Source organism: Sphingomonas arvum, assembly GCF_026013565.1.
Taxonomy (GTDB): Bacteria; Pseudomonadota; Alphaproteobacteria; order Sphingomonadales; family Sphingomonadaceae; genus Sphingomicrobium; species Sphingomicrobium arvum.
Genome location: NZ_JAPDOB010000001.1, coordinates 669,738 through 683,595, shown reverse-complemented (window position 1 = coordinate 683,595; position 13,858 = coordinate 669,738). Strand labels below are relative to the sequence as shown.

General features: G+C 67.6%; 11 protein-coding genes and 1 pseudogene. 4 read left to right on the top strand and 8 right to left on the bottom strand.

The window, feature by feature from the left end:
• The first annotated feature begins 2 nt into the window (after nt 1-2).
• Complete coding sequence (locus OMW55_RS03360) at nt 3-677, top strand: DUF4163 domain-containing protein (RefSeq protein ID WP_264880809.1); 675 nt, start codon at nt 3-5, stop codon at nt 675-677.
• Here OMW55_RS03360 and OMW55_RS03355 read toward each other — a convergent pair.
• From OMW55_RS03355 to OMW55_RS03345, 3 genes are read right to left on the bottom strand one after another with little or no spacing between them, the layout of a single operon-like run.
• Nucleotides 659-1,033 (bottom strand): YdbL family protein, encoded by a 375-nt coding sequence (locus OMW55_RS03355; RefSeq protein ID WP_264880808.1) that lies wholly within the window; start codon nt 1,031-1,033, stop codon nt 659-661. The genes OMW55_RS03360 and OMW55_RS03355 overlap by 19 nt on opposite strands.
• Nucleotides 1,030-1,281, bottom strand: a complete 252-nt coding sequence (locus OMW55_RS03350; protein WP_264880806.1) for a YnbE family lipoprotein — start codon at nt 1,279-1,281, stop codon at nt 1,030-1,032. Before OMW55_RS03350 ends, OMW55_RS03355 begins: the two co-directional genes overlap by 4 nt.
• Before the next feature lie 5 nt (nt 1,282-1,286).
• Nucleotides 1,287-4,508 carry a YdbH domain-containing protein gene (locus tag OMW55_RS03345; protein ID WP_264880805.1) on the bottom strand — a complete coding sequence of 1,074 codons (3,222 nt, stop codon included), beginning with the start codon at nt 4,506-4,508 and terminating at the stop codon, nt 1,287-1,289.
• A gap of 111 nt (nt 4,509-4,619) precedes the next feature.
• Between OMW55_RS03345 and radC the strand changes: the two genes are divergently transcribed.
• The 3 genes from radC (at nt 4,620) to purB (ending at nt 7,740) form a co-directional block, all read left to right on the top strand.
• Nucleotides 4,620-5,300, top strand: coding sequence for a RadC family protein (radC, locus tag OMW55_RS03340; RefSeq protein WP_264880803.1), 681 nt, complete (start codon nt 4,620-4,622; stop codon nt 5,298-5,300).
• A gap of 85 nt (nt 5,301-5,385) precedes the next feature.
• Nucleotides 5,386-6,375, top strand: coding sequence for an SDR family oxidoreductase (locus tag OMW55_RS03335; RefSeq protein WP_264880801.1), 990 nt, complete (start codon nt 5,386-5,388; stop codon nt 6,373-6,375).
• A 42-nt stretch (nt 6,376-6,417) separates the two neighbouring features.
• A complete protein-coding gene (gene purB / locus OMW55_RS03330) occupies nt 6,418-7,740 on the top strand; it encodes an adenylosuccinate lyase (protein WP_264880799.1) in 1,323 nt (440 codons plus the stop codon).
• Here purB and OMW55_RS03325 read toward each other — a convergent pair.
• The 5 genes and pseudogenes from OMW55_RS03325 to fabD all read right to left on the bottom strand — a co-directional run.
• Nucleotides 7,737-8,687, bottom strand: a pseudogene (locus OMW55_RS03325) (serine hydrolase domain-containing protein); the annotation flags it as partial. The gene purB and the pseudogene OMW55_RS03325 overlap by 4 nt on opposite strands.
• 138 nt (nt 8,688-8,825) lie before the next feature.
• Nucleotides 8,826-9,947 (bottom strand): molecular chaperone DnaJ, encoded by a 1,122-nt coding sequence (gene dnaJ / locus OMW55_RS03320; protein ID WP_264880797.1) that lies wholly within the window; start codon nt 9,945-9,947, stop codon nt 8,826-8,828.
• 103 nt (nt 9,948-10,050) lie between these two features.
• Entirely contained in the window at nt 10,051-11,997 is a 1,947-nt protein-coding gene (gene dnaK / locus OMW55_RS03315) for a molecular chaperone DnaK (RefSeq protein WP_264880795.1), read from the bottom strand.
• 164 nt (nt 11,998-12,161) lie between these two features.
• Nucleotides 12,162-12,902: a 3-oxoacyl-[acyl-carrier-protein] reductase gene (gene fabG / locus OMW55_RS03310; RefSeq protein WP_264881989.1), complete on the bottom strand. Its 741-nt coding sequence runs from the start codon at nt 12,900-12,902 to the stop codon at nt 12,162-12,164.
• Nucleotides 12,902-13,840: an ACP S-malonyltransferase gene (gene fabD / locus OMW55_RS03305; protein WP_264880794.1), complete on the bottom strand. Its 939-nt coding sequence runs from the start codon at nt 13,838-13,840 to the stop codon at nt 12,902-12,904. Before fabD ends, fabG begins: the two co-directional genes overlap by 1 nt.
• Nucleotides 13,841-13,858 lie beyond the last annotated feature (18 nt).

The following is a 13,858-nucleotide window of genomic DNA, read 5'->3' as shown; positions in this document are numbered from 1 at the left end:
TCATGCTGCTTCTGCTCGCCGCCGCCGTCGCAACCACCATTGCGAGCAAGGACAAGTACCTCGACTTCTCGTACAAGTGGTCGACAGAGGCCGCGGCCGTGACTGCCCTGGACCGCCGGTTTCGAACCGATGCAGCGCAGCAGCGCCGCCGCTACGCGGTCATGGCGCGGCAGGATCCGCGGCTCCCTTATGCCTTCGACCGGAGCTGGACCACCGCCGGTGCGGGCACGCGATTGCTGTCGCTGTCCTCGCTGACCTACAGCTTCACGGGCGGCGCGCACGGCAACACCGGTATCAAGTCGCTCCTGTGGGACCGCCGGCTCGCCCGCGAGGTGACGCTGAACACGCTGCTGCAGCGCTCCGGCTGGTGGGACGGCGCCATCCGCCAGCCCTTCTGCACCCTACTCGATCGCGAGCGCACCAAGCGGCGTCAGGAGCCTGTGAAGCGCTCCGACCTGTTCGGCGACTGCCCGCCCCTCAAAGACGTTAGCCTCGTCCTGGCCGACAGCAACAAGAACGGCCGCTTCGACCGCGTGCTGGTCATCGCCGACCCCTATGTGGCCGGACCCTATGCGGAGGGCAGCTACGAGATTGGCCTGCCACTCACCGCCGCCATGCTGGCGCGGCTCAAGCCCGAATATCGATCGTCGTTCGAGCCTCAACCGCCCGTGCAATAGTCCGGTACCGGCGCCTCCTCGCCCGCGGCGCGGCGCCGCCACATTCCGTCGCTCAGCATATAGCTCTCGCCCGCTTGCACCCGCCCCAGCAGCGTGCAGCCCGCCGTGATCCCAACTTCCTGCGGGCTGACGCCGCGCCGGCTGGCGAAGCTCGAATAAAGCGCGCGGCGGCGGATGTTCACCGCCTCTGTCTGGACCCGCGCGGCATTGCTTCCCGGCTCGCGCGCATAGCCCAGATAACCATCGTAGCGCTCGCCGACCACGCCCTGCGCCCGCGCCTCCAGCAGCGCGGCCGGGCCGACCTGAGCGGCCAGCGGCGCCGCCACCAGGGCCGCCCCAAGCACGGCCAGCCTCATCGACTGCTACCCGGCGTTCGCGGCGGCGTGGTCGTGGAGGGTGTGCCGGGCTGCTGCCCCTGCGGGAACGCGTCCGGGTTCTGGTTGATCAGCGTCTCCACGTCGCGCTGCATCCGCACCAGCACTTCCTGACGGATGGCGACGTTGAGATTGATCTCGATCGGTTTCTCCGGCGTCTTCACGCTGATGCAGCCCGTGCAGGCCGGGATCAGCACGGCCGCCGCGAGCAGGCTTGGGGACAAGTTCATGGGCGCTACCTCGCTGGGGTGACCGTCTCGTCGACGGGGGTCTGGGTTTGGGTGGTGTCTTCTTCCCGCCGGCGCACCTCGGAGGTGATTCCCGGCACGCCGTCGAGCGGGATCTCGAAGGTGGTGGAGATGAGCGATCGCGGGTCGCGCATCGACTTGGCGGTGGCGATCAGCGCGCGGAACGGCCCACGAATGCTGACATTGAACTTGAGCGGCACGTTGAACACGCCGCGGATGAACCGCTGGGTCCGCGTGGTGCCCGCCAGCGCCACGCCATCGATCGTCAGCCTGGTGCCGAACTCCCCGGCCAAGTCGCCGTCCAGGCGGATGATCATCGACCGGAAACGCAGGTCGCGGAGCGCCTCGAACGCGAGGTTGCCGGCCGTGCCGAGGTTCGCCTTGTTGATCACCCCATTGTAGGTCAGCCGCCCGCCGGGCAGTCGCGAATCGAGCCGCCCGCCGACGATCCGGCCGCCATTCTCATCGAAGATCATCGGCAGCACGCCGTCGAACACGCCCTCGGCGCCGATCTCCTTGAACCCGAAGCTCTGCACGAACTGGTTGGCATCAAGCCCGACCACGCGGAAGGTCAGCCGCTTGGGGCTCGGCCGGCCGACGTTGAGCACCGTCTCCTGGAGGATCAGCTCGCCGCCCATGAAGGGCCAGCGCCCTTCCTCGATCTTGATCAACTGGCCCGACAGCAACTGGTAGCGGACCGTACCATTCTCCACCACGATGCCCGGGTTGAGCTGCGCGATCGACAGGGTCTGACCGGGCGCGGTCTCTAGCCCGAGCAGGTCGGAGAAGCGGATCGTGCCCTTGAGCCCAGTCACCGGGCCAAAGGCGGCCGCGAGGTCCATGTTGTCGGTCGAGAACTCGCCGGTCGAGGTCACCGGCCCGCTGCCGCTCCAGTTGATTCGGCCCTGCCCCGTGACCGTGCCGTTGACCAGCGCGACCACCCCTTCCGACAAGCGGGTCAGCTGCTCGGGCTGCAGCCCGCCGACGGCGAAGCGGATGCCGGGCACGTCCAGCCGCGCCCCGCCAACGCCGTTCGAGAGCTGGTGACGGATGTTGACGTCCGCCACCGCCGTGCCCGTTCCCGGGTGCCGCAGGGTGCCAGTAGCCGTGATCAGGTTGTCGGCCAGGGTGAACCGCACATCGTTGCTGTGCAGTGCGTAGAAGCGCGGCGGGTCAGCCCCAATGTCGTTGGCGGTCAGCGCGCCGTTCACCGTCAGGCGGCTCTTATAGAACAGCCAATTGCCACCCATCTCCGTCATGCGGATCGGTACTCGGCCGATCACGCCGTCTGCGCCCGCGAAGGTGCCGCTGATCCCGCTGCCCCCGAAACTACCCTTGAGGTCGGCGGCATTCAGCCGGATGGGTGCGGCGGGATCACCCATGCGTAGTGCCAGCTGATCGAGGTCGAAGTTCTGCGACCCCGTCATCGCCACGCGTGCCGCTTGCAGGGCGAACGGCGAGTTCCCGAGGCGACCGGCTAGCGCCAGCCGATTGGCGAATGCTCGGAGGGCGATCTCGCCATTGCTCTGCCGGGTGATGATCGCCCGGCCCAGCGCGCATACGGGGATGCTGTTGCGCCCAAGCTGCAGTGCGCCGAGCTGCAGCGATGCGAAGCTCACCGGCGTGCAGCCTCGTCCGAACTCCAGGGCACCGTTTGGCCCGAAGCTGCCGTTAACCGGTACCCGAAGGCCGCGCACCGCGCCGCCCGAGAGCGGCCCGTCTAGTACGACCACCGTGTCGATCGCAGTGCCGCCATTGCGCTGCGCCGCAAAGCGGATCGGCGCCAGCGCCAGCCGGGCGCCACCCGCGGCGTAAGGTGCGATCTCCGCCCGGCCACTCACGGGCGCACCGTTGCGAGGCTGACTCAGCGCCACCCGCGCCGTCGGCAGGCCGCCGCCTTCCGTCGCGATGTTGCCGTCGATCCGCAACCGCCCGCTCGGCCAGTAATAAGTGATCCCGTCACCGCCGCCGACCTGGATGCGCGCGCCGCTGGCACTTCGAACATTGGCGGTCTCGACCCGTACCGCGCCCCCGCCAGCGAAATTGACCAGCCGCAGCGATCCTTGCGCCGCCATGCTGCGGGTAGCATCGCCCACTGCCTGCCGTAGGGCGGCCGCCAGCGGTTCGACTGGCGTTTCCTTGGCCCCGTTCAACGCTCCGGTCAGCCCGGCAGTGATGGCAGGCGCCAGCGCGACGCCTTGCGCCGCATAGTCCGACACGAGGGTGATCTCGCCTTTGGACGCGTTCAGCAGATAGCTGCCGTTGAGGCGGGTCCGGTCAGCGGTGATCTGCGCAAGCCGCGCGCCACTCGCCGCCAGCCGCACCTTGCCGAGCGCCCGGGTCGGGTTTCCCGCGAAGCTCACTTCCCCGTTGATCCCGGCCAGCGCGTTGACTCCGGCAGTGATGCCGGACGCGCTCATCCGCGACTTGCCAATGAACCGGTCAAGCGCCTCTGTGAACGCCACGTCCAGGTCGAAGCGCGGCTGGCCGACCGCCAGGTTGCTGGCCGGGCACGACAGGCGCGTAGCCGACAGTGGGCCGCTGACCTTCGGCCGGCGCGCGTTCACCGCCACCGCCACCGTTGCGCGCATCCCGTCCAGCGTGCAACGTCCCGGATCGAGCCCCGGGCTTGCCGCCGCCAACCGTCCGCGAAAGCCGCCGGTCAGGTTACCAGAGCCCTCCAGAGCTATACCAAGCGGCCCGAACGGGGTCGCCAGCGCAATCGACGTATCCGCCACGTCCACAGAAATGTCCGGTAGCTGGAAGGGCTTGCCCGACGGCGGTGGCAGCAGCTTGTCGATCTGGCCCCAGCTGACCTTGCCGTTGACGAACCGCCCGTTCAGCCGGACCCCGCGCGCCACCACGCGGAAGATCTCCACCCGACCGTTCAGCCGGATTCGCATCTGTACCTGCGCCAGTCGGGCGGTCAGGTCCGGCCTGCGCGGATCACCGATGACGAGGTTGCTGATCTGCTGCGTCCGAAGACCAACGCGGTCGAGCTTGTAGCTCGCCTGAACGCCACGCCGGGTCATCTCCCGCCGCAGGATGTCGGACGCAATCGGACGCCGCTGCGTCCACACTACCCCAACCGCGATCAGCAGCAACCCAAGCAGTCCAAGCAAGGCAAAGCCGAGCAGGCGCGGCCAACGGCGACGCCGGACGACCACCACCTCCTCCGGCCGCTCCTGCTGGTCCGGACGTTCGCTCATTCAGTCCGCTTCACTCATTCGTCGCTCAAGAACCTTGCTGCCCGCCACCCGTTCCGCGAGCGGCACGATCTTCATTGCACAGTCAGGAGCTTCCCGCCTAACCTGTGGCACATGGGCGACAAGCCGGACGACACTCAAGGCCACCGCGGCCGCCTCCGCGAACGCCTGCTGCAGGGAGGCGGCGACACGCTGCTTGACCACGAGCTGGTTGAATATCTGCTGACAACTGGGCTGCCCCGGGTCGACACGAAGAAGAAGGCGAAGGAGCTGCTTGCGACCTACGGCGGGATAGGCCGGCTGCTCGGCACCCCGCCCGAGGTCCTGCTTCGCGAGGGCCTGTCCGAACCGGTCGTCGGCGCGTTGGCGATCGCCCGGGCAACGGCCGAACGCCTGCTTGAAACAAAGATGGAGGAACGCCCCGTGCTGTCCAGCTGGGACGCGCTTGGCGATTACCTCCATGCCACCATGGCCCACGAATTGGTCGAGCAGGTCCGGGTGTTGTTCCTCAATGGCAAGAACATGCTCTTGTCGAACGAGGCGATGTGGCGTGGCTCGGTTGACGAGGCAGCGGTCCATGTGCGCGAGGTGATGGCCCGCGCCATCACGCTCGGCGCCAGCGCCATCATCATCGTCCACAATCACCCGAGCGGCGACCCGACCCCAAGTCAGGCCGACATCCGCCTGACCCGCGACCTGGTGGACGCCGGACGACACATGAAAGTTACCGTGCACGACCATGTGATCGTCGGCGCCCGCGGCCGCGTCAGCCTGCGTGCCCAGGGCCTGTTGTAATCTCTAGCGGCGGGGGGGCCGAAACGATTTGAACCGGGGTGCCGCCGGGCGGTTCAGATAGCTTCCGCCCGCCGAGTGCCCCGCCATGACCTTTCCTACCACCCGCCGCGACGTCCTTGGCGCCGCCGCCGTTGGAACGCTGGTCACGGCCGCCCCAGCCTTGGCCCAGACCCGCTCCGCCGGAGGCCGCCCCGTGCCCTTGACCGACCCTCAGACCAAGTACCGTTCAGAGCCATTCCCCGAGCAGCGCCAGCCCTGGCCGGCGCTGGCCCGCGACATGAACCCGCGACCTGACCATGGCGAACGCAGCTACAAGGGCTCGGGCCGATTGGCCGGACGCAAGGCGCTGCTAACCGGGGGCGACAGCGGCATCGGCCGGGCGGCCGCCATCGCCTTCGCTCGCGAGGGTGCCGACGTCGCCATCAACTACTTCCCGACGGAGGAGCCCGACGCGCGTGAGGTCGTCGACCTGATCCGCCAGGCCGGCCGCAAGGCCGTGGCGATTCCCGGGGACCTGCAGGAGCGCGCCTTCTGCGAGAACTTGCCACGCCAGGCCGCGCAACAGCTCGGCGGGCTCGACATCGTCGTCAACAACGCCGCCTACCAGCAGAGCGAGGAAAGCATTCTCGACGTCACGGACGAGCAATTCGACCGCACCTTCAAGACAAATATCTATGCAACCTTCCGCATCAGCAAGGCCGCCATCCCGCTGCTCAAGCCGGGCGCCGTCATCATCAACACGCTGTCGGTGAACTCCTATGATCCGGGCGAAGAGCTGCTCGACTATGCCTCGACCAAGGGCGCGCTGCTGATCTTCACCAAGGGGCTCGCCAAGCAGATGGCCAAGCGCGGCATCCGCGTGAACGGCGTCGCGCCAGGGCCGATCTGGACGCCGCTACAGGTCGCCGGCGGGCAGCTGCCGGGCAAGATGGGTGAGTTCGGGCAGGATACGCCGCTCGGCCGCGCCGGCCAGCCGGCCGAGCTGGCCTCGCTGTACGTCACCCTCGCCTCCGACGAGAGCAGCTACTCCACCGGCACTGTGTTCGGCGCCCACGGCGGGTCCGGCAACCCGTAACCGAATTGCCGCTTCTGGCCGCGGCTGCTACCGGCCGCGGCCATGGTCCCACGCTATTCCCGTCCCGCCATGACTGCCATCTGGCAGTCCGAGAACCGCTTCCGCATCTGGTGGGACATCGAGGTCTTCGCCGCCGAGGCGATGGGCGAGATCGGGATGATCCCGGCCGAGGACGCCGCCAGGATCGTCGAGGCGCACCGCCGCGGGCTCATCAATCCGGTCGACGTGCCGGCCATCGACGCGATCGAGGCGGTCACCAAGCATGACGTGATCGCCTTCCTGACCTGGATCGGTGAGCGGCTGGGGCCGGAGAAGCGCTATCTTCACCAGGGCATGACCAGCTCGGACGTGCTGGACACCGCGCTGGCCGTGCAGCTGACCCAGGCGGCGGACATCCTGCTCGCCGACCTGGATGAACTGCTAAAGGTGCTCGAGCGGCGCGCGTTCGAGCACAAGCTGACGCCGACCATTGGCCGCAGCCACGGCATCCATGCCGAACCGGTCACCTTCGGATTGAAGCTCGCCCAGGCACATGCCGAGTTCGCCCGCAACAAGGCCCGGCTCGAAGCCGCCCGCGCCGACATCGCCACCTGCGCCATCTCCGGCGCGGTCGGCACCTTCGCCAACATCGACCCGCGGGTTGAAGAGCATGTGGCGGCGCGCCTCGGCCTCACGCCGGAGCCGACCTCGACCCAGGTCATCCCGCGCGACCGGCACGCCATGTTCTTCGCTACGCTCGGCGTGATCGCCTCATCGATCGAGCGGCTGGCGACCGAGGTCCGCCATCTCCAGCGCACCGAAGTGCTGGAGGCCGAGGAGTATTTCTCGCCCGGGCAGAAGGGCAGCTCGGCCATGCCCCACAAGCGCAACCCGGTCCTGACCGAGAACCTGACCGGTCTGGCCCGCCTGGTCCGCAGCGCCGTCGTCCCCGCGCTGGAGAACGTCGCTCTCTGGCACGAGCGCGACATCAGCCACTCGTCCGTCGAACGCTTCATCGGCCCCGACGCAACTATCACGCTGGACTTCGCGCTGGCGAGGCTGACCGGCGTCATCGACAAGCTGCTCGTCTACCCCGAGCGCATGCAGAAGAACCTCGACCGCATGGGCGGCCTGGTCCACTCGCAGCGCGTGCTGCTGGCGCTGACCCAAGCCGGCCTCAGCCGCGAGGACTCCTATGCACTGGTCCAGCGGAACGCCATGAAGGTCTGGGAGTCGGACGGCCGCCTGTCGCTGCTCGACCTGCTAAAGGCCGACACGGACGTCGCCGCGGCGCTAAGCCCCGAGCAGCTCGAAGCGAGCTTCGACCTCCATTACCATTTCAAGCACATCGACACGATCTTCCGCCGCGTGTTCGGCCGCGCTTAGCTCCAGCTAAGGCCGATCAGCCGCTCCACGAAGGCGGAGATGACGGACTGCTCCATGTCCGTATTGTTGAGCACCACCACCGACCGGCTCTGCCCCAGGTCGTGCGCAAGGTGCGTTCGGTAACCCTGCACCTTGCCGGTTTCCCACGCTACCCGGCGACCGCCGATCTCATGCACCCGCCCGCCGAGTGCATATTCATCGGCAGGCATCAGCACCCGGGTCAGGTTCGCCCGCGATTCGCGCGAGAGCAACTCGTCCGTGGCGAAGATCGCATGCCCGGCACGGATCAGGCCGGCTGCGTCCAGATGAATGTTGCCGCTCGCGCCACCGAACGGGGGCACCGGGCTGATCTTCTCCCGCCCATCCGCTGAATAGGCCAGCGCGAGACCCGGCGCGTTCGGCGTGAGGTTGTCGACGAAGCCCGCACGGCGCAATCCAGCCGGAGCGAACACCAGCTGCTCCAGCGCCCGTTCGAACGGCTGCCCCGTGGTCCGCTCCACAATCGCATGGACCAGCACCCAGTTGTGGAAGGCGTAGTCGAACCTGCTGCCCGGCGCGAAGATCAGCTTGCCGCTCGCGAACCGCCGAAGGATCTCGGCCGAGCCGGCGGTAGAGGAGCGAAGGCCAGGATCGTCGCCGATCGCCTGCGTGACAAGATCGGGAATCCCGCTGCTGTTCGACAGCAGCCGGACCAGCGCCACATCCCCGAACTCGCCGGTCAGCTCCGGCAACCAGGTGCGGATCGGCGCATCAAGCGATAGGCGCCTCCGCTCGGCCAGGCGCAGGACGGCAACGCTGGTCAACCACTTAGACACTGAGCCGATGCGGAAGGTCGTGGCCGACGTGATCGGCTGGCGCGCCGCACGGTCGGCCAGGCCGGACGGGTGGTGCCACGCCACCAGTCCGCCGCGCCCAAGCGCCACGAGCCCGCTGAAGTCGTGCTCGGCGGCGAATTGACGGCATCGCGGACGGCGTCGGAGCCGGGCACGCGAGCAGCGACCATCGAACCGAGCGACGCCGCCACGGCGCCGCCGACGAAGCTCCGGCGTGTAATCATTCGAGAGGCCCCCCTTAAGGAGAGGGACCTAGCCCATCGCGCTCTTGATGCGCGAGAAGAAACCCTTGCTCGCCGGGCATTCCTCGCCAGTCTCGGTCTCGCGAAACTGGCAGAGCAATTCCTTCTGCTTGGCCGTGAGCTTGGTCGGGGTTTCGACCAGGATGCGGCTGATGAGGTCGCCCCGGCCGCGGCCGTTGAGCACGCTCATCCCCGCCCCGCGCTGGCGCAGCGTGTCGCCCGACTGGATGCCGGCCGGGATCTTGATTTCGATCTCGGCCCCGTCAATCCCCGGCACGGTGATCGAGCCGCCCAGCGCTGCCGTGGTGAAGCTGATCGGGCATTCCGCGACCAGGGTCGTGCCCTCGCGGCTGAACAGCGGGTGCCGCTTCAGGTGCACGAACAGGTAGAGGTCGCCCGGTCCCGCGCCGCGGACGCCGGCTTCGCCTTCGCCCGACACCCGGATGCGGGTGCCTTCGTCCACGCCGGAAGGCACGTTGATCGACAGCTGCCGGCGCTTCAGCGTGCGGCCCTCGCCATCGCACTGTGGGCAGGGGTCGGCGATGGTGACCCCGTGGCCGTAACAGGTCGGGCACCCGCGCTCGACCACGAAGAAGCCCTGCTGCGCCCGCACCTTGCCCGCGCCTCCGCAAGTGCCGCAGCGCTGCGGCTTGCTCTCGCCGCGAGAGCCATCGCCCCCGCACGGTTCGCAGGCCTGCAGGGTCTCAATCTCGATCGACGCCTGCTTGCCGGTGAAGGCCTCCTCGAGGCTCAGTTCAAGGTCGTAGCGCAGGTCGGCGCCGCGGGCGGCGTTCTGCCGCGCGCCGCGCTGGTCCATGAACTCGCCGAAGATGGACGAGAAGATATCGGAGAAGCCGCCGTCGAAGTTGGCGCCGCCCCCGAACGGATCGCCGCCACCGGCGCCATTCTGGAAGGCAGCCTTGCCGAACCGGTCGTAGGCAGCCCGCTTCTGCGGGTCCTTCAGGCAATCATAGGCCTCGTTCAGCGCCTTGAATTTGGCTTCCTGTTCGGTGCAACCGCCATGCCGGTCAGGATGGCATTCCATCGCCATCTTGCGATAGGCCAGCTTGATCGTGCGATCATCGGCGGTCCGTTCGACCCCCAAGAGTTCGTAATAGTCGGTCTCAACCACGACGCATCGCCCTTACGCGCACCGGACAAGCGATAGCGAGCGGTGACAAGGGCTACGCCTCCGTGACCCGGAATTGGCCGCCCTTGTCGCCATTCGCTGCACCTTACGCCTTCTTGTCGTCGTCGACCTCGGAGAACTCCGCGTCGACCACTTCTTCCTGCTCGGCGCCGCCGGACTCACCAGCGTCAGCCGACGCGGTCTCCGCGCCTGCAGCTCCGGCGTCGGCGCCGGCCTGCTGCGTTTCGTAGATCGCCTGGCCGAGCTTCATCGCCGCCTGCGCCAACGCCTGGCTCTTCTGGGTCATGGCATCGGCATCGCCGCCCTCGACCGCGCTCTTGGCTTCAGCGAGCGCGCTTTCGATCTCGCCCTTCACCTCGGGCGAGACCTTGTCGCCATGCTCGGCCAGCTGCCGCTCGGTCGAGTGGATCAGGCTTTCGGCCTGGTTCTTGGCCTCAGCCCCGGCGCGGCGCTTCTTGTCCTCTTCGGCGAAGCGCTCGGCGTCGCGGACCATCTGCTCGATATCGTTGTCGCTAAGACCGCCCGAGGCCTGAATGCGGATCTGCTGTTCCTTGCCGGTGCCCTTGTCCTTGGCCGACACGTTGACGATGCCGTTGGCGTCGATGTCGAACGTGACCTCGATCTGCGGCACGCCGCGCGGCGCCGGCGGAATGCCGACCAGGTCGAACTGGCCCAGCACCTTGTTATCTGCCGCCATCTCGCGCTCGCCCTGGAAGACGCGAATGGTCACCGCATTCTGGTTGTCGTCCGCGGTCGAGAAGACCTGGCTCTTCTTGGTCGGGATGGTCGTGTTGCGGTCGATCATGCGGGTGAACACCCCGCCCAGCGTCTCGATGCCGAGCGAGAGCGGCGTCACGTCCAGCAGCAGCACGTCCTTCACGTCGCCCTGCAGCACGCCGGCCTGGATGGCCGCGCCGATCGCCACCACCTCGTCGGGATTGACGCCGGTGTGCGGCTCCTTGCCGAAGAAGTCCTTCACCACTTCGCGAACACGCGGCATGCGGGTCATACCGCCGACCAGCACGACCTCATCGATCGCGTTGGCGTCGAGCCCTGCGTCCTTGAGCGCCTTGCGGCACGGCTCCAGCGTCCGCTCGATCAGCGGAGCGACCAGCTTCTCGAGGTCCGCGCGAGTGATCGTCTCAACGAGGTGCAGCGGGGTGGTCGCGCCGCCTTCCATGCGCGCCGTGATGAACGGCTGGTTGATCTCGGTCGTGGCGGCCGAGGACAGCTCGATTTTGGCCTTTTCGGCGGCTTCCTTCAGCCGCTGGAGTGCCAGCCGGTCCTTCTTGAGGTCGATGCCTTCCTTCTGCTGGAACTTGTCGGCCAGATACTCGACGATCTTGGCGTCAAAGTCCTCGCCCCCAAGGAAGGTGTCGCCGTTGGTCGACTTCACCTCGAACACACCGTCGCCGATCTCGAGCACGGACACGTCGAACGTGCCGCCGCCAAGGTCATAGACCGCAATGGTCTTGTTGTTGTCCTTGTCGAGGCCGTAGGCGAGCGCCGCGGCCGTCGGCTCGTTGATGATGCGCAGCACTTCCAGACCAGCAATCTGGCCGGCATCCTTGGTCGCCTGGCGCTGGGCGTCGTTAAAGTAGGCTGGAACGGTGATCACCGCCTGGGTGACCGTCTCGCCGAGGTAGGCCTCGGCCGCTTCCTTCATCTTCTGCAGCGTGAAGGCGCTGATCTGCGAGGGCGAATAGTCCTTTCCACCGGCCTGCACCCAAGCGTCACCGTTGCCGCCACGCACGATCTTGTACGGGACCAGCTCGGTATCCTTCTTGGTGATCGGATCGTCGAACCGGCGGCCGATCAAGCGCTTTACCGCGAACACCGTATTGTCGGGGTTGGTCACCGCCTGACGCTTGGCCGGCTGGCCAATCAGGCGCTCGCCGTCCTTGGTGAACGCGACCACCGACGGGGTGGTCCGTGCGCCTTCCGCATTCTCGATAACCTTGGGCTTGCCGCCCTCCATGACCGCCACGCAGCTGTTGGTCGTGCCGAGGTCGATCCCGATCACTTTCGCCATAGTCTACAACCCTTTACCACTAGCCCCCGGACGCCCCATCCAGGCACGTCCGTGTTCCTTGTTTCGGCGGCGATATAGGGGTGAGTTCCGCTTCAACAAGGGTTGTTGAATACGGCTGTGGCAAGCTGGCCGAAGGACTGTTGCGGCGGCGCCTCAGAGCGCGCTCAGAGCATCGCCATTCCACCGTTGACGTGCAACGTCTGGCCCGTGACGTAGCCGGCTTCACGACTGGCGAGATAGGCGACGGCGGCGCCGATGTCCTCGCCAGTGCCCATCGCGCCCGATGGGATCTTGGCCAGGATAGCGGCGCGCTGCTGGTCGTTCAGGGCATCGGTCATGGCCGACGTCATGAACCCGGGAGCGACACAGTTCACCGTGATGCCGCGGGTCGCAAGTTCCTGCGCCACCGCCTTGCTCATGCCGACCAGGCCGGCTTTCGACGCGACGTAATTGGCCTGTCCTGGGTTGCCGGTAGCGCCGACCACCGATGTGATGTTCACGATCCGCCCAAACCGCGCTTTCATCATCGACTTGGCGGCCGCGCGCATCAGGCGAAAAGCGGCTTCCAGGTTGATGCGGATGACGTCGGCGAACTCCTCGTCCTTCATCCGCATCAGCAGGTTGTCGCGGGTCACCCCGGCATTGTTGACCAGGATGTCGAGCTTCCCGCCGAGCGCCTCGACCGCCTGCGGCACGAGCCCGTCCACGGCCGCCGCATCCGACAAGTTGCACGGGAGCGCCACGTGGTCGCCGCCCAATGTGTCGCGACAGGCGCCAAGCTTGGCCTCATTGCTGCCGCTGACCGCCAGCCGGGCGCCTTGCGCGCTGAGCGCCTTGGCGATAGCGCTACCAAGACCGCCCGAAGCGCCGGTCACCAGCGCGGTCATGCCCGTCAGGTCGAACATCATGCAATCTCCTTGGCCAGCGCCTCTATGTCGTCGATCGACACCACGCTGGTTACCTTCGCGTCCGGCGCCGTCCGCTTGACCATCGGGCCCAGCACCTTGCCGCCCAGCTCCACGAACTCCTCGACACCGGCCGCGACCATCTCCGCGATGCTCTCGCGCCAGCGGACCATACCGGTGACCTGCTCCACCAGCAGTTCGCGGATGCGGTCGGGATCGCTCGCGGGCGCGGCGATGACGTTGGCGAACACCGGCACGGTGGGCGCGCGAAGGTCGGTCTGGCCAAGCGCGTCGGCCATGCGGTCGGCCGCCGGCTGCATCAGCGGGCAGTGGAACGGCGCCGACACCGGCAGCAGCACCGCCCTCTTGGCGCCATGCTCCTTCGCCAGCCCGACCGCGCGCTCGATCGCGGAACGGTGGCCGGAGATGACAACCTGGCTCGGGTCATTGTCGTTGGCGACCGTGCATACCTCGCCCTGCGCAGCGGCGGACGCAATCGCCTCCGCCTTCTCGAGGTCAGCGCCGAGCAGGGCGGCCATCGCACCCTGCCCTACCGGAACCGCGGCCTGCATTGCCTGCCCCCGCAGCTTCAGCAGCCGCGCCGTGGTCGGCAGATCGAAGGTGCCGGCTGCGCAAAGCGCCGAATATTCGCCCAGGCTGTGCCCGGCGACGAACTGCGCCGCCTTGTCCAGCGTGACGCCGCAATCCTGCGTCAGCACGCGGAACACGGCCAGCGCGTGTGCCATGATCGCCGGCTGGGCGTTCTCGGTCAGGGTCAGCTGGTCCTCGGGCCCCTCGCGCATGAGCTTGAATAGGTTCTGGCCGAGCGCTTCGTCCACTTCCGCAAACGTGTCGCGAGCGATGCGGCTGGCGTCGGCCAGCGCCGCGCCCATGCCGACCGACTGGCTGCCCTGGCCCGGAAACAGGAACGCGCGCATCTTCTCTCCCCTCGTGGC